This window comes from Ignavibacteriota bacterium (assembly GCA_016212665.1).
GTDB lineage: Bacteria > Bacteroidota > Ignavibacteria > UBA10030 > SZUA-254 > FW602-bin19.
In genome coordinates, this window is sequence record JACREZ010000023.1 from 38,412 (window position 1) to 59,653 (window position 21,242).

Sequence of the window (21,242 nt, forward strand, 5' to 3'; positions counted from 1 at the left end):
GAAATCATATGAACCATCAATCAAATTTCTACAACGAAATACTTCAACGTCTTTCCGGCGTGCGGATGAAGGAACATCGGCTCGCGTTGTTTTACGGAACGCTTGTTACACTGTTGATATTTCTGTCGTCATTTCTCTCCGTCGTTGTTCTTGAACAACTGTTTTCATTCGAGACAACAGGCAGAACTATTCTTGTTTCTATTTTCTCGTTGCTTGTTCTCGGCGCAGTCGGGTTGTTTGTCGCGCCTTCCATTCTCCGGCTGCTTGGCGTGTTGAAATCGGAAGAGAATCATGCGACGGCAATTAAAGTTGGAAAACATTTTCCGCACATCCACGACCGGTTGATTGATGCGCTTCAAATGTATGAACGCAGAAGCGGTCTTGAGCAGTATTATTCTCTCAGTTTGATTGATGCTTCGTTCAACGATTTATACACGGCAATTCAATCGCTCGATTTTCGCGAGGCGGTGAGCGATGCACGCGTCCGGAAAATCAGGAAGGTTGCCATCTATGGCGTTGCGCTTTTCATGCTCGTGTTCGTTGTTTCGCCTTCGGGGTTTCTTGATTCGTTCTACCGGCTTTCGCATTTCAATACTTCATTCGCCGCGTCGCTCCCGATTCAATTTATTATTGAGCCGGGAAATCTTGAAGTCGTGCGGGGCGAGAATGTTCCCGTTACGATTCGCACGAGCGGAAAACCGGTGAAATCAATCGAACTCCTCACAAAAGGGGAAGGGCAAACCGACTTCGATAAGCAAACGCTGAACATCGGAAGTGATGGAACATTTCAAACAGAATTGAAGAGCATCAAAACCTCGACCGAGTATTTTGCAAGTGCGGATGAAGTGGCAAGTGAGAAATTTAAAATTTCCGTGCTTGACCGTCCGCTCATTCGCACGTTTCAGTTCACCGTAACGCCGCCTGCCTACACGCGCATTCCACCCAACGTGCTTGATGAAAACACGGGCGACCTCAGCGTCTATCCCGGAACAAATGTTGACCTCAAACTTCTCACAAGCAAAGAAGTTGAATCGGCAACACTCATGTTTCATGATTCGACAACGCTTGCACTTTCGGTTCAGGAAAAAGAAGCAACCGGGCATTTCATCGTCAAGCAAAATCGCTCGTACCATATTCTGCTGACCGATAACAGCGGCTTGCACAACAGTGACCCGATTGAATACACGATTCGGACCATCCCCGATGAATATCCGACAGTCGAAATCATTCAACCGGGAAAAAATACTGACCTGAACGAAAGTATGTCGCTCAATCTTTTCATCAACATCAAAGATGATTTCGGATTTTCACGGCTCCGGCTTGCACACAAATTGGCGCACTCGAAATACGAACAACCGCCGGAAGAATTTTCTTTTATTGATTTGCCGTTGACGCGCCCGCATCAAACCGCATCGGAAGTTCCGTATCAATGGAATCTCTCGCAACTCAATCTCGTGCCGGAAGATGTCGTCGCGTACTATGTCGAAGTGTTTGATAATGATAACATCAGCGGACCGAAATCGGGAAGGAGTGAATTGTATTTGATTCGCTTCCCGTCACTCGAAGAAGTCTTCAGCGATGTTTCAGAAAGTCATCAGCAGTCGTTTGAATCCATGCAGAGCGTCGCGAAGGAAACCGAGCAGTTATCGAAAGATATCGAACAACTGCAACGCGAAATGAAAAAGCCGAACAAGAACGATTGGCAGATGCAGAAAAAAGCAGACGAGATGGTGAAGCGGTATGAGGCGATGAAGCAGAAGATGGAAGAGACATCTCAAAAAATGAATGAGATGGTGAACAAGATGGAAGAGAACAAATTGCTTTCGGAGAAGACGCTTGAAAAATATTCCGAGATGCAGAAATTGTTAGACCAACTTCGCTCACCCGAACTGATGGAAGCGTTGAAGAAACTTCAGGAGAAGATGAAGGGTCAGCAGTTGAACGAGGAGCAACAGAAGCAGGCAATGGACCAACTCAAAGCAAATGAAGACGCGTTCCGGAAAGCATTGGAGCGAATGATTGAACTGCTGAAGCGAGTCCACATCGAACAAAAGATTGATGAACTTGTGAAGCGCACTCAGGAAATGCTGAAACAACAGGAACAACTGCAACAGCAAACATCACAAACAAAACAGGGTGACAAGCAAAAGCAAAACGAACTTGCACAGAAACAGCAGGACATGAAAAAGCAAGCGGAGGATTTGCAGAAAGAAGCCTCCGACCTGACGAAGAAGATGGAAGAGTTTCCGAAAGAGATGCCGCTCAACGAAATGAAAAAAGCAGAGCAGAACATGCAACAGAAGAACACACCCTCGAAAATGCAGAAGTCTTCTCAACAAATGCAGTCGGGCGATATGGAGGGCTCACAGGAAAGTCAGGAACAGGCAGAGGAGGACATGAAGGAATTTCATGAGCAGATGAAGCAGGTGCAGAACTCGCTTCAGAGTAAACAACAACAACAAATCGTGAACGAGTTGAAAAAGCAGTTGGATAATGTCGTCGAACTTTCGAAGCGTCAGGAGGAATTAAAGAATCAGACGCAGGGACTCGACCCGAATTCACAACGGTTCCGCGAGAACACGCAACAGCAAAGCGACATCATGCAAGACCTTAACAACGTTGCCAACGCTATGGGTGAGTTGGGGAAGAAAACATTCGCAGTCAGCCCGGAGATGGGAAAAGAACTTGGCAACGCAATGAAACAAATGAATGATGCGATGGGGCAAATGGAAAACCGAAATCCCGGAGGCGCAGGACAAAAGCAGGGCGAAGGAATGGGCGCACTCAACCGCGCCGCAATGATGATGCAAAATACACTTAACGGAATGATGAAGGGGGGTAAGGGCGGAGGCGGCATGGGAATGGCGGGATTGATGAGTCAACTCGGACAAATGGCGGGAGGACAAAGCGGACTCAATCAGGAGACACAGCAGGCAGCCGGTTCGCAGGGACAGGGTGGAATATCGGGCGAACAGGCGGCAGAGTATCAGCGACTCGGCGGACAACAAGCCGCGCTGAGAAAATCGCTGGAACAACTTGCACAGGAAGCGAAGAACGCGGGTGAGTTCAGCAAACTGCTTGGTGATTTAGACCGCGTTGCACAGGAGATGCAGGAAGTGCAAACCGACCTTGAACAGGGGGATGTCAATCCGGCAACACTGCAAAAGCAAGAACGCATTCTCTCCCGTTTGCTTGATTCACAACGTTCAATGCGGGAAAAAGATTTTGAGAAACGTCGCCGCTCGGAAGCGGGAAAAAATCAACAACGGCAAAGCCCGACTGACATTGACTTCACCACGCAGGAAGGAAAAAATAAACTGCGCGAAGAACTTCTGAAAGTGCTGGAAGGAAAATACTCGAAGGACTACGAGAATTTGATTCGGAAGTATTTTGAAGAATTAGAAAAGGAAGAGATACACTAAGAGTGTTGTCGGGGTACAATATCCCGATGTCAGTTTCTCAGACAAGAGGTAGTATGTACTTCCACTGAAATGATAAGGGTGTTCAACCATGTGTTGGACTCTTTACCTTTGAAGTAAGCCAGCGCGCCATGTCGTTTAAACTCTCCTCGCTGATTTGATGCATCATTGGATATTCTTTGTATGTCAAATCCGCGTTTGCTTGTTCGAATAATAATCTTGCACGTTGTCCCATCGAAACGGGAATAATCGGGTCGTGTGTTCCATGTGCAACGAAGAAAGAAGTTCCGCTCAGGTTGTTCCACTGAAAAGTCAGTTCGGTTTCTTCCGGGATGTAACCGCTGTTGGCAATCACTCCGGCAATTTCGTGCGGACGAGTCAACGCAAGCGAGTAGGACATCATCGTTCCCATGCTGAAACCGAGAAGGAACAAGTTTGATTCATCAACAGGATAATGCTTTTTACAATCAGCAACGAATTGAGTGAGCCGCTTGTAACTTTCTACAAACATCTTCGGTTCCGGTCGTCCTACTTCGAGAATATCGTACCACGTAAATCCTCCTCCGTATTGAAACGGATACGGCGCTCGTGCGCTGATGACCAAAAACCGTTCATCAAGATAGTCTGCGAGTCCGAACAAATCATATTCATCCGCTCCTCTGCCATGAAGCATGATAAGTGTTGGAAATTTAGTATCGACCGGTTTGCGCGGTTCTTGAATGATGTGAACAAGTGATGATTGAAGTGCTTTCATTTCGGATTTCGTTTTTGTGATTTCGCCCGCCTGCCGAAGTCACGCTTACGGGACGGTGCGCAGGGATTCAAAATTGGTCTTGAGTCAAAAAAATGACTTTTGAATAACAAGTAATAAAGAGCGGATTACGGTTCATACAACAAGAGGAGTGATATTTTCTTCAATCTCCTTCCGGCGCGGTTCAAACCACGGAGGAAGTTTTAGATTTTTACCGAGTTCTTCTTTGCTTTCATCAACCAGGAATCCCGGTTTCAGTGTTGCGATTTCAAGAATATGCCCGTCCGGGTCGGAAAAATAAATAGATTTGAAATAGACACGATTCATAACGGGCGAAACATGTAGCCCTGCTTTCAGTAATCTGATTCGCCAGAGAAGTTGTTCTTCTTCATTCTCGACGGCGAACGCGAAGTGATGCGTCATTCCCGTTCCAAGTTTTCCATAACGCATTTTCTCCGGCGCATATCCGAAATACGTGATGATTGTTCCCGGCGCCCCGTCACCTACTCCGTAATAAAAATGAGGCGCGGTCGTGTCGTCGTAGTTTACCGTTCGTTTCACCAAACGCATTCCGAGTGTTTCGGTATAAAATTGTGTCGTTGTTTCAATGTTCGATGCGATGGCGGTAATGTGGTGAATGCCTGCAAGTTTCATATCGTTCGTGAGTTCATGGACGGGTTCGTCCCATGTCGTCTGGAAAATCTTCTCTTCATTTCGTCCGGCTCTCGTTCGCTCCACAGGCGGAGTGATTTGATGCGTTCCCAATTCACCGGCAGATTCATCAACCGTAAACCCCGGAGAGCGAGTTGCAATTTCCAAAATTAATCCGTCCGGGTCGTTGAAGTAAATAGATTGAAAATATGTTCGGTCGTACGGACCCGAGACCGCAACTCCATGTTCAATCAACCATCGTTTCCATTTCAATTGTGCTTCTCGCGACCCGACACATAACGCGAGATGATGTGTCGTCCCGATTCCCCAATTCCCTTTCGGCAGATGCGACCACTCGAAAAATGTGAGCAATGTTCCGGGCAAAGCGTCATCATCGCCGAAATACAAATGATACGAACCCGGGTCATCGAAATTAACAGTCCGCTTCACGAACCGCAGACCAAGAACGTTCGTGTAAAAATTTACAGTTCTTTGCGCATTCGAGCAGATGGCGGTGATATGATGGATACCTAAGATGGACATTGAATAGTGAATGTTGTTTGTAATGATATTCGCTCTAATCTAATAAAAATATATTCTCTAACCAGATTCAACGTTTCAACATTTGTAGAATTAAGAACAACCGTCATAAAGATTCCTGTTTCAAGGGTGATACTTCACTCATTGTGAATGCCAAACCAAACACTCCGTTTTATCCAATTCCTAACCCACAGCCTTCCCACTTCATTAGTAGTCAATGCAAGTGTATCAGAAAAATATTGTCAGAGTGCTGATAATCCTTCAACCGGAAATATGATTCACCGAGCAACTATCATCTTGTTCCCAATCTCTGAAAAATTATCAAGCATGGAAATGTACAGTCCGACGCACAGCGTTTGTAATACCTTGAGTAACTGACAATCAATGAGATAAACAGAATAAATGATAGCAAAGGATAGTTTAAGAATGATGTCGGTGTCATGACATCTGTTTATAACTCGTAGAGTTAGTAAACGTGGGAACAAGAGTAAAATTACAAAAACTCAATGTGGTTTTTCATATCGTCCGGACTTAACGCCTCAGCAATTAAATGGAGTCCTTCTATTATTTCTCCGATAGTGTGAGGGCGTGTGATATAAACAATGCCTTCATGGCGTGGAGCACTTTTATGGAGAACCATAAAATCTTGGTCTTGGGTTACAAGCGTACTTCCAATTTGCGTAGCGTACGCTAATTGTTCATCATCGGTTCGTTGCAACATTCCGGCATCACCTGCAGTAAGAACTTCAATGTTCCTTCTCCGCAAACCTTTTGCAATTGCGGTAGCGAGATTTTCATCCAGATAAAATTTAATCTTCAAGCTCATGAACAATCTGAGCAAGTTTTGATGGATTTGTTCTTTTCATCTCTCGCAACAATGCCTCACCCCGCGCCATACTTGCATCAATTTCAGGCTTATGGTCATAATAGTACGCCATCGCCGCATAAATATCTGAAAGAGAAATGTTATAGTCGTCAGCGATTTCATCGGCTGTCATCCTAAGCCGGTCATGCCAAATAACAATGTTTTCAACTGTAATGCGATGTCCGGCAATACGCGGTTTTCCACCACAAATTCCAGGAGTTGTTTCGATATGATTGTTGACGGTTACGTTATCCATACAATTTTCCTTGAGAATGTTTTACTGTGAATAAAGTAATGAATAGGAAAGAAAGATGCAATTGTCTATCTAAACAACAATGACTCTAAGTGATGACTAAACCACTCGCACCGTTTCATCCAATCTTCAACTCGTTTTCTTCCCGCTTCGTTTTGAACAAGCAACAATTCATCGGCAAAATATTTTTTTGCTTGTTGATAATCTTTTAACCGGAAATATGATTCGCCGAGTAACCGAAGTCTCGGTGATGCTAAATCAGGTGATAGGTTGTAGGTGATAGGCATGTCCGCCGTAAGCGGATGAATTAGTAGTTGAATAACTTCATCGTACTTTTGTAAGCGGAAAGAAATTTTTGCTTTCAGGTATTTCAACAAAGGACTTGAAAATTTTAAAAGCGCAGAATCAATAAACACCATTGACAATTCCCCAGAAGCGGGACTTGTAAAATATGGTCGAAGGTAGTTTGCTAAGGAGGTATCGTTCAATGCTTCAATCCGGAGAAGTGCCGACTCGTTCGTCCGGTCAGACAAATCGTATTCGAGAATCTTGGTGAAGACGATTCTTGCAGTCGCAGTATCGCCTGTTTGCCAGAGAGAATTTCCGTACGTCGAAAGAACTCCCGCCACAGGAGATTTGCGTGATGAATCTTGAATTAGTTCTTTCATCAATTGAATTACTTTGGCATGGTTCGATGTGGCGTATTCAGTGGAGATAAGTCCCATGAATGCCTGCGTATTCCAACTCTGCTCGAGCGATAATTGAAAAAACTCCTTTGCTTGAACATGTTGTCTGTTGATGAGAGAACGGAAGCCTTCTTCATTGATTCGAGCAATTACTCTTGCACACTCTTTTGCGAAGATTGATTGTCGGCGAAAGAAATATTCGACATGATTTTTCCACGCATCGGGAACGGCGACGCGGTCAATCGTTAATTGCCATTCCTGAATTAACTCAGCGTATTCCTTCTTGTACACCGATTGAACCGAACTGCCGCCATAGAGTTGTTTGAAATTTTCAATCCCGTATTCATCAATTACAAATTTGCAGAACGAACCCATCAGCACGTAACTGAGACTCGATGCCTGAGACATGAAACCTTCAGGCGAAATTAATTTTTCCGGGTGAGAAGCAATTTCAAACTTCTTGATTGCCGCCGCGTACTCGTGCAATGTTCTGTTTCCCCAATCGTCGTCAATCGCGGTGGCAAGTCCTTCCGTCAATCCAATATTATAGTGTGCTTTGATGATTGGCAATCCGAACTCTCCAGCGAGGACGTGAACGAGTTCGTGCTTCAACACTTCTTGCCATGAATCTTTGTTGAGATGAATTTCCTTCCGCCATGGTTTGGAGATGTTTGTTGTTCCTGTTCCGATAAACTTACGTTTTGTTTCTGCATCGGGATAAATGTATGAAGTAATGATTCCGTTAAACTTCATGTTCAATGCTTCTTTATCCTGATACAATCGGAATTCGTGCTCAAGTCCGACAAATTCCCGTTCCTGCCGAGTAAACATTCCCGGCGCGTAGTGAATGATGAAGTGTTCTGTTTGATATGTTTCTGTCAATGTTCGTTGGATGGAAAATACGCTTGACTCAAATCCTATTGCGAAGCGGAAAATCCAAGCGATGAAAAGAACGAGTAACAAAAGGAGGAATGGGATGTACTTGAAATCCCATCGAAAAGCACGGGCTGCATTTTGTATTTTTTCTTTGAATGTTGAACCGAGCGTTGATGACGAAACTATCAACCACGAACCAAAACCGAAAACCAACAAACTAAAAACTGTGACGAGACGAAAAAGAACAAGCGTTGGCGTTATCGTCAGCACTTCATCGTACGAGAAGCCGGGGAAGTAGCCGTAAATGAAATTGTAAGAATAAATTGCGGGAGTGAAGTAACCGAGATACAGGGGATGCAACAATGCAAAAGTCACAATGCAAAAGTAAAAAAGAATTGCCCGATGGAAGAGAACGGCGCACAATAATGCAAGTGAAATTGACCAGAACGCTGTAATGACCGGAATCAACAGATAGAAGATGATGCCTTCTGAGTACGAACAGTTTTTTACAAGAACTATGTTCAGCGTTGCAACGACGAATGGAATTGCAAGTAGAACGGAAGTTTTATTTAGTGATTCTTTGAGTGTGTTACGGAAAATGTCGGTTGCTGAAAATTCTTGACCGGCATTGTATTGACGGAATATGTTTATCGTCATCGGTCCGGCAAGAAAAGGGATGACGAACGCAACTGCGGCGGAGAATTCGTAGCCGAGATAGTTGAAGAGTGGGAGTTGAATCAACCCGACAGAAAACAAAACCATGAAGATGAGAGAGAGGTTTTGTTTGAATTTCATTAGCATACTATTGGTCGGATTTTTTTAACCGCAGAGTTCGCGGAGGAGGCGCAAAGTTCGCGAAGAGTTCAATGAATCAGTATTCAGAACCGGTTGCGCGTTTGATGTTTGCGCCCAAAACACGGAGTTTCTTTTCGAGCGATTCGTAGCCGCGGTCGAGATGATAAACGCGGAGAACTTCAGTTGTTCCTTGTGCGGCTAATCCTGCCAGCACCAAACTTGCAGAAGCGCGCAAATCAGTGGACATGACTTTCGCTCCGGTCAGTTGCTTCACACCTTTTACTATTGCAGCGTTTTTGCTGATTTCAATGTTCGCACCGAGACGGATTAATTCAGGAACGTGCTTGAACCGGTCGAAATAAATTGTATCGGTGATGACTGAAGTACCCTTCGCGAGAGCCATGAGCGAGATCCATTGTGCCTGCATATCGGTCGGGAAGCCGGGATAAACAGCCGTTGTTACATCAATTGCTTTGATTATTTTCGGTGATTTGATTTTTATCCAGTCGGTTCCGGTTTGAATTTGTGAACCCGCCTCCTGAAGTTTTGCAACGACCGATTCGAGATGCAACGGACTGCATTGCTCAAGTTTAATGTTGCCGCCGGTGAGCGCGCACGCGACGAGAAACGTTCCCGCTTCGATGCGGTCGGGAATCATCGCTTCATCACACGGATGCAGAGCGTCAACACCTTCGATTTCTAATCGTGTTGTCCCGATGCCATGAATCTTCGCTCCGGTTTTTACAAGAAAGTCTGCAAGCGCGATTATCTCCGGTTCCATTGCCGCGTTTTCAATGATGGTTGTTCCTTTTGCAAGCACCGCCGCCATCATCACATTGCCGGTTGCGCCGACACTCGATACATCGAACACAATCTTCGTGGCTTTCAATCGTTTTGCTTTTGCGATGATATATCCTTGGTCGAGCTGAACATCGGCACCAAGTTTTTTCATTCCTTCAATGTGGAGATTGACCGGACGAGGTCCCCACGCGCAACCGCCGGGAAGAGAAACTTTTGCGTATCCGTATCGTGCAAGGAGCGGCCCGAGAACATAGATGGATGCACGCATCTTCTTCACATGTTCATACGGCGCTTCGAAGGTATTCACACGAAATGTGTTGATGCTGAGTGTCGTTCCTTTCTTTTTCAGTTCCACTCCCATTGTTTGAAGAAGTCTCGCCATCGTGGAAATATCACGAAGTTCCGGCACGTTGGTAAACGAATATTTCCCGCTTGCAAGAAGTGTTGCGGGAATAAGCGCAAGCGCGGCATTCTTCGCCCCGCCGATAGTGACAGTTCCTTGAAGTTTGTTTCCGCCGTGAATTATGAATTTGTCCATGCCTTGTTTTCAATAGTAATGCGAGTTATTTGAGAATCATATTATTAATATTACCTCTTTGATGCATCCAAAACTGTAAGTCCTACAACTTCTTTTCCGCGGTAACGAATGAGGATACCCTCTTTGAGCATCTCCGAAGTTGTTGCTTTCTGTGGTCGCTTGAAACTGATGTACAAGACATCGGCTTCTTTATCATAATCAAACGACATTCTTCCGTGTGGTAATCGAAGCAGATGTGGAGTAACCTCAAAAACTTCTTGCAACATTCTTTTATGGAAAAAATTTCCATTCATTAATTTTGTTTCTTTGCCCATAATATATTTACCTTGTTCAGTTGTAGTTTGTTGGTAAAATATGCAGTGATAACAAAACCATCTTTCGATGATAATTCTTTATAAACTGCAGCTAACATTTTCTTTTTGTTGATAGTCTTTAGTGCGATAAGTGCATCGCGATATCCCTCGATAATAAAATCGGGGTCTTCGATTGTTTCTAGAACGGTATCATAGTAGCCCGCGATGTCATCATGGTTCTCAATTATATGGAACCATCTTTCTTCAGTGAGTCGAATTGGTATTTTATTCTTCGAGTTGACAATGTCCATAGTTTTTCGATTTTATCGCTTGCATTGAATTTACGTCAAAAGATAGTCAAAAACCTTTAATGGAAAAATTATTTTATTTGATTCTTGTCTGGAAATACAGTAATTTCACCCTGCAATTAAATTTCAAAAAGAAAATATAAAAGGAAATATTTATGCCCAGAACCGTTCGCGGCGGATTGATTCAAGTAACGTTAGCCGGCTCATCCGAGCAGCCGATTGAAACCATCAAACAAGCAATGATAGAGAAGCATCTCAAGATGATTGATGATGCGGCAAAACAAGGTGTGCAAATGTTGTGTATGCAGGAATTGTTTTACGGTCCCTACTTTTGCGCCGAGCAGAAAAAGAAATGGTACGCACTCGTCGAGAAAGTGCCGGATGGTCCAACGGTGAAACTATTTCAAGACGTTGCAAAAAAATATTCCATGGTAATTGTCGTCCCGATGTACGAGGAAGAAATCCCCGGTGTCTATTATAATACCGCTGCGGTGATTGATGCTGATGGAAAGTATCTGGGAAAATACCGAAAGCATCACATCCCGCAAGTTGAGCCGGGATTTTGGGAGAAGTTTTATTTCAAGCCGGGCAATTTAGGATTCCCCGTGTTCAAGACTGCGTACGCTGATATCGGTGTGTATATTTGCTATGACCGGCATTTTCCCGAAGGCGCACGCATCCTCGGTTTGAACGGAGCGGAGATTGTGTTCAATCCTTCTGCAACCGTTGCCGGACTCTCAGAATATTTATGGAAACTTGAACAACCCGCGCACGCAGTCGCCAACGGATATTTTGTCGGTGCAATTAACCGCGTCGGATTTGAAGCGCCGTGGAACATCGGCGAGTTTTACGGGCAAAGTTATTTCTGTACGCCGCGAGGAAAAATCATCGCCGAAGCGCCGCGTGATAAAGATTTTCTCGTCGTCGCCGATTTGAATCTTGACGAGATTCAGGAAGTGAGAGAGACGTGGCAATTCTTCCGCGACAGAAGACCGGAAGAATATGGGGCGATAAGCGCAGTTGAAAGATAATGACGAAGTTTTTAGTTTTTGGTTATTAGTTGTAGTTACTTGTTGATAGTTATGTTCAGATGGCAACAGGGTTAGAAAATCTTTGGATTTATAAACTTGCGGAAGACCTCGAAGTGAAAGTCTATGAAGTAACCAAAGTATTTCCAAGAGATGAATTCTATCGCTCGGTTGACCAACTCAGGCGTTCGTCCTCATCGGTATCGGATAATCTTGCTGAACATTATCACAAAACTACAGTGAAAGAAAAGGTACGATTTCTGAATATTGCCAAAGGTGAGATGGAAGAGACTCGAAGAGGGATAATAAAATCTGCTCGCAAGAAATTCCTATCCGATAAACTTGCCTTGGAATTAGTTGAACAGTACACTGTCTTAATGAAAGGAACTACTTCGTACATCCGTTTTCTTGAGCTAAATAATATCGGCAAACGTCAGACTCCAACAACCAAAGACTGAAACCACAAACTACGAACTAAAAACATCACAGATTTATGGATAACGATAAATTTCAAAATCTTTCAATTTCCGAACTCACTGCAAAATACACCTACGGCACATGGCGTTTCCAGAAAGGATGGAAGCCGCTTCATGTTGTTGATGGTGAAGGATGCTATTTTATTGATGCGAACGGAAAACGCTATCTCGATTTTTCCGGACAGTTAATGTGTTTGCATCTCGGTTACAAAAATCAGGCAATGATTCGCTCGATTGAAGAACAAGCAAGGAAACTTTCGTTCATCGGTCCCGGGTTTGCAACAGATGTTCGCGTTGAGTTGACGAAACTCTTGCTGGAAGTTCTTCCTGAAGGATTGGAGAAATTTTTCTTCGCAACATCGGGAACCGAGGCGAACGAAGCGGCATTTAAGATTGCGAGAATGTACACAGGCAAAACAAAAATCATTGCCCGCTACCGTTCGTATCACGGTTCGACGATGGGTTCGATTGCGGCAACAAGCGACCCGCGCCGTTGGGCGATGGAACCGGCAGGGAAAATTCCCGGGGTGATTTTTGCCCCCGAGGTGAATTGCTACCGTTGTCCGCTCAAACATCATTATCCCGAATGTGAAATTGCTTGTGTTGAATACATTGAACACATGATTGAAAACGAAAGCGACGTTGCGGCAGTTCTTATTGAACCGATTGTCGGGACGAACGGAATTCTCATTCCGCCGAAAGAGTACATGCCTCGGCTTCGACAGATTTGCGACAAACATAATGTACTGCTCATCGCCGATGAAGTGATGACCGGGTGGGGAAGAACCGGAGCGTGGTTCGCTCTCGACCATTGGAACGTGAAGCCGGATATTCTCACGACAGCAAAAGGAATCACCGCCGCGTACATTCCACTCGGACTTTGTGCAACGACAAAAAAGATTGCCGACTTTTTCGACGACCATTACTTTTCACACGGTCATACGTACGAAGCGCATCCACTTACATTAGCGCCCGCTGTAGCCGCCATCCATGAATACAAACGACTCAATCTCATTGAGCGTGCGAACGAAATGGGCGCGTACATGAAAATGAAATTGGAAGAACTTAAAGCCAAACATAAATCCGTTGGTGATGTTCGCGGGATTGGTCTGTTCTGGGCGGTAGAACTTGTCAAAAATCAAACAACGAAAGAGCCATTCAATACTTACAAAGATAAAGTAAGCGGAACTCCGTTGCTTGTTGATAAAGTCGCTGCTGAGATGATGAAGAACGGTGTGTTTATACAAGCATGGGTGAGTCACTTCGTGATTGCGCCGCCTTTGATTGTCAGTAAAGAAGAAATTGATTTGGGGGTAAAGGCGTTGGATGATGCGTTAAGTCTCGCTGACGCTCTCTGTTGAAGTATGGAAAAAAATAATATTTGTAATCAAACGTCAAATTTATGATACTGACGTAGTAACATCATCACTCCAAGCGAAAACCGGAAGTGATAAGCTAAATAACTCATCAATCATTATTAAAAGGTTCGGTAGTATGAAAAAATACTTACTGGTATTGTTCTTATGTTTTTGCTTTGCATTCACACTGCAGGCACAAGTCACAAATCTCTTTGTCAGCGGCTCCGACACAAATTTTACATTTGTAACTGGCAGTGAAATAGGTTGGCACTATAATGTTTCACCAAACGGCGCCACTGCTACAGTTGAATTGTGGTTAGATGTTAATGATAACAATAGCATTGATACCGCTATTGATAAAAATCGCTTTACTTTTACACAAACCGACGGGGTGAGTAATGGAAATAATGGTCCTGGCGACAACGATACGACACAAGGCGTTATTGCTTTTTCTCAAGCGAGCGGTATCGGAATTGCTCCCGGAAAGTATGTCTTTCAAGTAACACAAGGTGGATCTTCATTAAGTGTTAAAGGTACAATAACACATTTGTCCTCTCCTGCCCATACAGTCTCGGGAACTGTTACTCCACCTTCCGGCAAAAGCGCAGCGAATATCTTTATGCAAATCCAACCAAGCACCGAAGGCGATGATAAACCATTCTGGGAAGCTATTTCAGATGCAAGCGGAAATTTTTCCATCGAAATGGAGGGTGATACTGCAGGAAATCCATGGCGGCTAAGATTAGCCGATAACTATAATCCATTTCCCGGGTCAGTTATTTCTCCGAGTGAATATTCATTCGATATGATTGGAAATCCTAACGGCTATACGTTTTCATTTAGTTCTGCCGCAGCAAAAATTGTGGGATATGTCAAGGATGATGACGGTAATTTTTTGACAAATTATAATGTATGGATGAACAGAAATAATTCTAGTTTTAATGCCAATGTAAATACCGACGGATCAGGGTATTTCGAATTTGGATTATCTTCAGGTGATCTGTCCAACGATGATTTTACACTTGGAACAAACTTCAATAGTAACGAACCTACACATACGCACTTAGCCGCAAGTGTAACAATCAATGGAATTCAAAGCAACGATAGTCTTTACTATACTCTTATTGTTTATAAAGTTAATTCTTCCATTCAGGGACAGGTTCTTGTTAACGGAAATCCTCCGGGGTTCCCGATTGAAATTTCCGGTAGTATTCAAGATTCAGCATGGACTTCAACATGGGCAGATTCAACGACGGGAAACTTCTCGCTTGAAGTTTCTAATAAACTGTACAATTATAATCTTTATGCAAATAATTTACCGAACAATTATTTTGTTAGCGGTGTAACTGCTCACCCCGGCGAAACAGGAGTGATAATTAATATTACTGTTAACGGAGTATCAGAGCGTGAATCCGGAATACCATCTTCATATTCTCTTGGACAGAATTATCCCAATCCGTTCAATCCTACAACAGTAATTGATTACGACCTGAAGTACGCAAGTCACGTTCAATTATCTCTCTATAATGTGTTAGGAGAAGAGGTGTTGAACGTTGTCAATCAGGAACAATCTGCTGGAAAATATAGAGCAACCGTTGATGCGTCATCGCTTGCAAGCGGGATGTATTTTTACAAACTTCAGGCAGGACAATTTTCAAACATCAAGAAATTGATTTTGATAAGATAAATTTAATTTCCAATATTAGGTTCGGGAATCGTAGAATAAAGGCGAATCCCGAACCTTTTATTTTTTAAAACGAAAAGAAGAAAACGAAATGCAAACTGTAAAAAACTACATTAACGGCAAATGGATTGAATCAACAAGCGGTAAAACCGTTCCGAATGTCAATCCGGCAAACACGAACGAAATACTTTGTAATACTCCTCTTTCTACTCGCGAAGAAGCGAAGGCGGCTATAGCGGCGGCGAAGGAAGCATTCCCGAAATGGAAAGCGACTCCCGCGCCGGTGCGAGGAAAGTTAATGTTCAAAGCAATGAATCTAATGCAGGAACAACTCGATGATGTTGCTACAGCATTGACGAAAGAAGAAGGAAAAATTCTCCGCGAAGCAAAAGGAGAAATTCAACGCGCGCTCAATATTATGGAGTTTACAGCCGGACATGGAAGACGATTGAATGGAGAGACGATTCCATCAGAGTTACCCAACACGTTTATCTATACAATTCGTCAGCCGATTGGTGTCGTTGGACTTGTCACGCCGTGGAATTTTCCTGTCGCCATTCCGATCTGGAAAATCGCGCCTGCGTTAGTTGCAGGAAACACCGTCGTTTTCAAACCTGCAACACTCACCCCACTTACTGCCGTGAAGATTTGTGAGATATTTGAAAAAACCGGATTTCCTCCTGGAGTTCTCAACATGGTCATCGGCGGCGGCGGAACGGTCGGAGATGAAATTGTCAATCATCCCGATGTGCATGGAATTTCGTTCACCGGCTCGAATGATGTCGGTTGTGCTTTATACTCACAGGCATCTCGTCGCGGCGTTCGTGTGCAATGTGAAATGGGTGGAAAGAATCCGCTTGTCATTATGAGCGATGCAGATTTGCCGCTCGCTGTAGAAGGCGCTGTACTTGGCGCGTTTGGTTCAACGGGACAACGATGTACAGCGGCAAGCCGCGTGATTGTGGAAGAATCAATTGTTGAAAAGTTTACGGAAATGCTGCTGGCACGGTTAGAAAAATTCAAAGTCGGAGATGGAATGGATTCGACAGTTGATATGGGTCCATCGGTTGATGAAGGACAAATGAATACGGTTCTCAGTTACATCGAAATCGGTAAATCGGAAGGCGCGAAAATGCTCAAAGGAGGTAAGCGATTAACCGACGGAGCGTTCGGCAAGGGATTTTTTGTTGAGCCGACAATTTTTAGTAATGTTACTCCCGATATGAGAATCGCACAAGAAGAAATTTTCGGTCCCGTACTTTCCATCATCAAAGCAAAAGATTTTGATGAAGCGCTTCACATTGCTAACAACGTGAAGTTCGGACTTTCCGCCTCTCTCTATTCAAATGATAATTCCAAAATCATGCGTTTTGTCGAACACTCTGAAGTCGGAAAAGTACACATCAATTCCTCAACCATCGGCGGCGAAGCGCAAGCGCCGTTCGGCGGAACGAAAGCCACCGGCATCGGTCCCCGCGAGTGCGGAACGGAAGTCTTCAACTTCTACACAGAAGTGAAAACCGTGTATAATGATTTTACGGGGAAGAAGAGAGAGTCGAATATTTACTGATGAATGGAGTTTCGAGTTTTGGGTTTTGAGTTTTGTGAAATATACTATGGAAATGCAGGGATATAAGAAATTGCAGATTTATCAAATGGCTCATCAACTTGCTGTGAGGGTTCACACTATGAGTCTATCGCTACCTTCTTTTGAACGATATGAGGAAGGAAGTCAAGTGCGTCGCTCCTCCAAATCTGTTTCATCAAATATTGTAGAGGGACATGCCCTGAGAAAGTATAAGAACGAATTTCTTCATTATCTTTTTCGAGCGTATGGTTCGTGCGAAGAAACGATAGAACATCTTGAACTTCTTTTTGATACCAAGTCGTTGAAAGACGAACAAGTATTTAAGGGACTTCATCTTGAGTACAATAATCTTTGTGGAAAGATTCTTAGATTTATTCAAATAGTTGAAAAAGAATTTGACACACCACAATTTTTGAAAGAGCCGTTGGTTGAATATTACGTTAGCGCGTCTGAAAATCATGTAGAACAAAACTCAAAACACGAAACCCAAAACACTTCATCACATACTTTCAATTCTTGATCAACGATGAATAACACAGTACCTAAACTATCTCCGAAACAATACGAAGAGAATTTCTCAGAACTTCATCCCGCGTTCACGCAGAATCAGGCAGTGGCGGAAGCGAACCGATGTTTGTATTGCTATGACTCGCCGTGCATGAAAGCATGTCCCACACACATTGACATTTCAACATTCATCAAAAAGATTGCAACAGGAAATGTCAAAGGTTCGGCAAAGACAATTCTTGAATCGAACTGGCTTGCCTTGACCTGCGCGAAAGCGTGTCCTGTTTCGGAGTTGTGTGAAGGTGCGTGCGTTTATAACGAACGTGGAGAGAAGCCGATTGAAATCGGTCGTTTGCAACGCTATGCAATGGATAAATATTTTGAAATGGGAATGCCATCGTTGTTCAGACCCAAGCAGAAGAATGGAAAATCTGTCGGCGTGATTGGCGCGGGACCTGCCGGACTTGCATGTGCGGCAGAACTTGCATTGCTTGGTTACGATGTAACTATCTATGAAGGAAAAGAGCAGGCAGGCGGACTGAGTAATTTTGGAATCGCTCCGTACAAGATGAAGTTTCAGGACAGCCTGAATGAAATCAAACTGATTGAAAGTTTCGGCGTGAAAATTCAAACAGGAGTTTGGATAGGAAAAGATATGACGTTTGGTGAACTTGAGCAGAAACATGACGCGTTGTTCCTTGGAATGGGACTTGGGCTGGCAACCAAACTAAATATTCCGGGAGAAGACTTGAACGGCGTTGTTGATGCGAATGAGTTTATCGAAAAAGTAACTCGCCGGGAATGGCATGCAGTTGATGTCGGGAAAAAAGTGGTTGTCATCGGCGGCGGGAACACAGCAATTGATGCGGCGACGGAAGCAAAGCGTCTCGGCGCGAAACGGGTAACAATTCTCTATCGTCGCGGAGTCGAAGATATGCCTGCGTACAAATTCGAGCAGGAACTTGCAAAACTTGATGATGTTATCTTTCATTTTTTGGCGGCGCCGAAACGAATACTTGGCAACGCTTCCGTTGAGTCAGTAGAATGTTTGAGAATGAAACTCGGCAAACGCGAAAAAGGCGGAAAGAGAAAAGTTCAACAAATCGGCGGTTCTGAGTTTCAGTTGAAAGCGGACATGGTGATTAAAGCCGTCGGACAGAGTGTGAATATCAGTCACCTATTTAAAATAGCCGATTTGAAGACGCAAGATGGAAATGTCTGGGTCAACCCGAAGAACATGCAGACATCGAATCCGAAATATTTTGCTGGCGGCGATTGCATCAATGGCGGGAAAGAAGTTGTGAATGCGGCCGCTGATGGAAAGAAGGCGGCACATGGAATTGATACAATGCTCTTGAAAAAATCTGCAAAGTAGCATGAGCCCGAAATTCTCTCCTCATGCAGAGTACGAATTAGGCGCACGAGATATTGATAGAAAAGTTGTTTTAGAAACATACGAAAACCCGGATTCCAAAGTAAAGGGAAAGGGAAGCCGGGAAATTTATCAAAAGGTATATCACGATCCTTTGTTCGATAAACCAATGCTTTGTAGAGTCGTGATTGAAGATAAGGCTGGAATACCTTACATTGTAACCGTCTATAAGACGTCTCAAATGAAAAAATATTTATCAAGGAACTAAACAATGAAAATAATTTATGACCCCGATACAGATATTATGAATGTTATCTTCAAAGATGATAAAATCAAAGAGAGTGACGAAGTAAAAGAGGGAGTTATCATTGATTATGGATTCGATGGTACAATCGTCGGTTTTGAAATTCTTGATGCGAAACGCCATATATCTCAACCCAAAATGTTTAGTTATGAACTTCGGGAAAAACAAGCCGCGTAAATCTATTAAGAGAATAGAAAACAAGAATCACTCGATTTCCACAATAGTTGAGATGGAAAAGATGAGAAGTAGAATAGATTCGTATATTGTTAAGAAACCAAAATCATAATCATTCAGTAACAGATAAGGAATACGTATGGAAGAACAAGTGAAACAATGGACAAAAGACCAACAACGTGTATTGATGGAATCATTTCGAAAGAATAAGACTCCTTTCTGCCCAACCGATAAAGCGGAACTTCAGTTATCATTTCGCGGGAAACCAAAGGGGAAACATCTTCAAGAGGTACATTATCTCTGTGGAACGTGCAATACTTCGTTTGATTTTCAACCGACCGGCGAAGATATGAAGTGGCGAAGAATGAATGGTCCAAAAAAGTAGCAACAGTGTTTCTTTGAATCATAAATCCTTCATCTTGAATCCTGAAACAAGTATCAAGTAAAAACTTATGGTCAATCTCTCAATCAATTGTGCAGGAATAAAATCACCGAATCCGTTCTGGCTTGCCTCTGCGCCGCCGACGAACTCCGGCTATCAGGTGCAGAAAGCATTTGAAGCAGGATGGGGCGGCGCGGTTTGGAAAACAATCGGCGAGCCTGTGATGAACGTGTTCAATCGCTACGGCGCGATTGATTACAACGGGCAGAAAATTTTCGCACTCAATAATATTGAACTCATTAGCGATAGAAATATCGAAACAAACCTGAAAGAAATTACCGAGACGAAAAGGAATTGGCCCGACAGAGCCGTCGTAGTTTCACTCATGGTTGAATCGAAGCGGGAGACATGGCACGACATCGTGAAACGAACGATTGATACCGGTGCAGACGGCATTGAACTGAATTACGGTTGTCCGCACGGAATGAGCGAGCGCGGAATGGGTGCGGCAGTCGGACAGGTACCTGAATATTGCGCGATGATTACAGAGTGGGTGACTGAAGTTTCGACGATTCCGGTGTTAGTAAAACTGACTCCGAATATTTCTGACATTCGTTTTCCCGCGCGTGCGGCGAAGAAAGGAAAGGCGCACGGAGTTTCGCTCATCAACACTATTAACAGTATCATGGGAGTGAATCTCGATACGCTTGAAATTACTCCATCGGTAAATGGGAAGGGAACGCACGGCGGACTGGCGGGTCCTGCTGTGAAACCGATTGCGCTCAACATGGTTTCACAAGTAGCAATTGACCCGGAAGTGAATCTCCCGATTTCCGGCATCGGCGGAATTACGACATGGCGCGATGCGGCTGAGTTTATTCTTCTCGGTGCAACGAGTGTTCAGATTTGCACCGCGGCGATGCACTACGGTTTCCGCATCATTAATGATTTAACGGAAGGACTTGCAAACTGGATGGAAGAAAAAGGCTTCAGCACGATTGAAGATTTCCGGGGCAAGTCGCTTTCGTGCATTACTGATTTTGGTAATCTCAATCTTCTTGCAAAAACCGTCGCACAGATTGACGACAAGAAATGTATTCAATGCAACTTGTGTTACATCGCCTGTGAAGATACGGCGCACCAATGCATTGACATGATTCCGCACAACGGCAAGCAACAGCCGAAGATTCGTCAGCAGGATTGTGTCGGGTGCGCGCTCTGCTTCCTCGTTTGCCCTGTTGATAAATGTATCTCGATGGTTCGAAAAGATGATGGCAAGGAAGCAATCACCTGGAACGAGCTGGTTCAACAACTTCCCCAGCCGATGACGTGGGAAGCATTAAGACAATTTCAAGCGAAACATGGGATTGAAATTCACTAATCAATTCAAAAATAAAAAATACAAAAGGAAAAAATATAAACGTCCACATTGCATAGTTCAGGTCGCACATCGAAGAGTAAACCGCGCGCGTTTTTCATCCATTGGAATAAAGAAGAATTGTCTGCAAAGGTTCAACTTCTCCGTTCGCTTGGGTTCGTTGTTGCATCGGAACATGAAGATGACGCGAGGCGCAAAAAAAGTTGCCAGGGTGA

General features: G+C 43.9%; 20 protein-coding genes. 12 read left to right on the plus strand and 8 right to left on the minus strand.

The annotated features are described in order from the left end of the window. The first annotated feature begins 8 nt into the window (after positions 1–8). Positions 9–3,422 carry a DUF4175 family protein gene (locus HY960_07145; protein ID MBI5215513.1) on the plus strand — a complete coding sequence of 1,138 codons (3,414 nt, stop codon included), beginning with the start codon at positions 9–11 and terminating at the stop codon, positions 3,420–3,422. Between the two features lie 82 nt (positions 3,423–3,504). On the opposite strand, the gene HY960_07150 is transcribed toward HY960_07145, so the two are convergent. From HY960_07150 to HY960_07185, 8 genes are all read right to left on the minus strand, one after another. Then, positions 3,505–4,173, minus strand: coding sequence for a dienelactone hydrolase family protein (locus HY960_07150; GenBank protein ID MBI5215514.1), 669 nt, complete (start codon positions 4,171–4,173; stop codon positions 3,505–3,507). 132 nt (positions 4,174–4,305) lie between these two features. After that, positions 4,306–5,364: a VOC family protein gene (locus tag HY960_07155; GenBank protein MBI5215515.1), complete on the minus strand. Its 1,059-nt coding sequence runs from the start codon at positions 5,362–5,364 to the stop codon at positions 4,306–4,308. Positions 5,365–5,854: 490 nt separating this feature from the next. Continuing rightward, positions 5,855–6,187 carry a DUF5615 family PIN-like protein gene (locus tag HY960_07160; protein MBI5215516.1) on the minus strand — a complete coding sequence of 111 codons (333 nt, stop codon included), beginning with the start codon at positions 6,185–6,187 and terminating at the stop codon, positions 5,855–5,857. Further along, positions 6,171–6,482: a DUF433 domain-containing protein gene (locus tag HY960_07165; GenBank protein MBI5215517.1), complete on the minus strand. Its 312-nt coding sequence runs from the start codon at positions 6,480–6,482 to the stop codon at positions 6,171–6,173. The genes HY960_07160 and HY960_07165 overlap by 17 nt, the downstream gene beginning before the upstream one ends. A gap of 65 nt (positions 6,483–6,547) precedes the next feature. Continuing rightward, positions 6,548–8,836: a hypothetical protein gene (locus HY960_07170; protein ID MBI5215518.1), complete on the minus strand. Its 2,289-nt coding sequence runs from the start codon at positions 8,834–8,836 to the stop codon at positions 6,548–6,550. A 76-nt stretch (positions 8,837–8,912) separates the two neighbouring features. Next, on the minus strand, positions 8,913–10,175 hold the full coding sequence (gene murA, locus HY960_07175; GenBank protein MBI5215519.1) for a UDP-N-acetylglucosamine 1-carboxyvinyltransferase: 1,263 nt from the start codon (positions 10,173–10,175) through the stop codon (positions 8,913–8,915). 50 nt (positions 10,176–10,225) lie between these two features. Continuing rightward, the gene (locus HY960_07180) at positions 10,226–10,441 is read right to left on the minus strand and encodes a DUF2283 domain-containing protein (GenBank protein MBI5215520.1); all 216 of its coding nucleotides are present in this window, start codon (positions 10,439–10,441) and stop codon (positions 10,226–10,228) included. 26 nt (positions 10,442–10,467) lie between these two features. Then, on the minus strand, positions 10,468–10,773 hold the full coding sequence (locus tag HY960_07185) for a hypothetical protein (protein MBI5215521.1): 306 nt from the start codon (positions 10,771–10,773) through the stop codon (positions 10,468–10,470). Positions 10,774–10,931: 158 nt separating this feature from the next. Here HY960_07185 and HY960_07190 point away from each other — a divergent pair, with 158 nt between their 5' ends. The 11 genes from HY960_07190 to preA all read left to right on the plus strand — a co-directional run bounded on the left by HY960_07190 (position 10,932) and on the right by preA (position 21,030). Then, positions 10,932–11,807, plus strand: a complete 876-nt coding sequence (locus tag HY960_07190; protein ID MBI5215522.1) for an acyltransferase — start codon at positions 10,932–10,934, stop codon at positions 11,805–11,807. Between the two features lie 59 nt (positions 11,808–11,866). Further along, positions 11,867–12,262 (plus strand): four helix bundle protein, encoded by a 396-nt coding sequence (locus tag HY960_07195; protein ID MBI5215523.1) that lies wholly within the window; start codon positions 11,867–11,869, stop codon positions 12,260–12,262. Between the two features lie 35 nt (positions 12,263–12,297). Further along, positions 12,298–13,641 (plus strand): aspartate aminotransferase family protein, encoded by a 1,344-nt coding sequence (locus HY960_07200; protein MBI5215524.1) that lies wholly within the window; start codon positions 12,298–12,300, stop codon positions 13,639–13,641. Between the two features lie 133 nt (positions 13,642–13,774). Beyond that, on the plus strand, positions 13,775–15,325 hold the full coding sequence (locus tag HY960_07205) for a T9SS type A sorting domain-containing protein (GenBank protein ID MBI5215525.1): 1,551 nt from the start codon (positions 13,775–13,777) through the stop codon (positions 15,323–15,325). A gap of 88 nt (positions 15,326–15,413) precedes the next feature. Then, positions 15,414–16,892, plus strand: coding sequence for an aldehyde dehydrogenase family protein (locus HY960_07210; GenBank protein ID MBI5215526.1), 1,479 nt, complete (start codon positions 15,414–15,416; stop codon positions 16,890–16,892). A gap of 52 nt (positions 16,893–16,944) precedes the next feature. Beyond that, entirely contained in the window at positions 16,945–17,430 is a 486-nt protein-coding gene (locus tag HY960_07215; GenBank protein MBI5215527.1) for a four helix bundle protein, read from the plus strand. A 6-nt stretch (positions 17,431–17,436) separates the two neighbouring features. Further along, positions 17,437–18,792: an NAD(P)-dependent oxidoreductase gene (locus HY960_07220; GenBank protein MBI5215528.1), complete on the plus strand. Its 1,356-nt coding sequence runs from the start codon at positions 17,437–17,439 to the stop codon at positions 18,790–18,792. Position 18,793: 1 nt separating this feature from the next. After that, entirely contained in the window at positions 18,794–19,057 is a 264-nt protein-coding gene (locus HY960_07225) for a DUF4258 domain-containing protein (protein MBI5215529.1), read from the plus strand. A gap of 3 nt (positions 19,058–19,060) precedes the next feature. After that, positions 19,061–19,270 carry a DUF2283 domain-containing protein gene (locus tag HY960_07230; GenBank protein MBI5215530.1) on the plus strand — a complete coding sequence of 70 codons (210 nt, stop codon included), beginning with the start codon at positions 19,061–19,063 and terminating at the stop codon, positions 19,268–19,270. Between the two features lie 136 nt (positions 19,271–19,406). Continuing rightward, positions 19,407–19,652, plus strand: coding sequence for a hypothetical protein (locus HY960_07235; GenBank protein ID MBI5215531.1), 246 nt, complete (start codon positions 19,407–19,409; stop codon positions 19,650–19,652). 67 nt (positions 19,653–19,719) lie between these two features. Next, positions 19,720–21,030, plus strand: coding sequence for an NAD-dependent dihydropyrimidine dehydrogenase subunit PreA (preA, locus tag HY960_07240; GenBank protein ID MBI5215532.1), 1,311 nt, complete (start codon positions 19,720–19,722; stop codon positions 21,028–21,030). Positions 21,031–21,242: the final 212 nt, after the last annotated feature.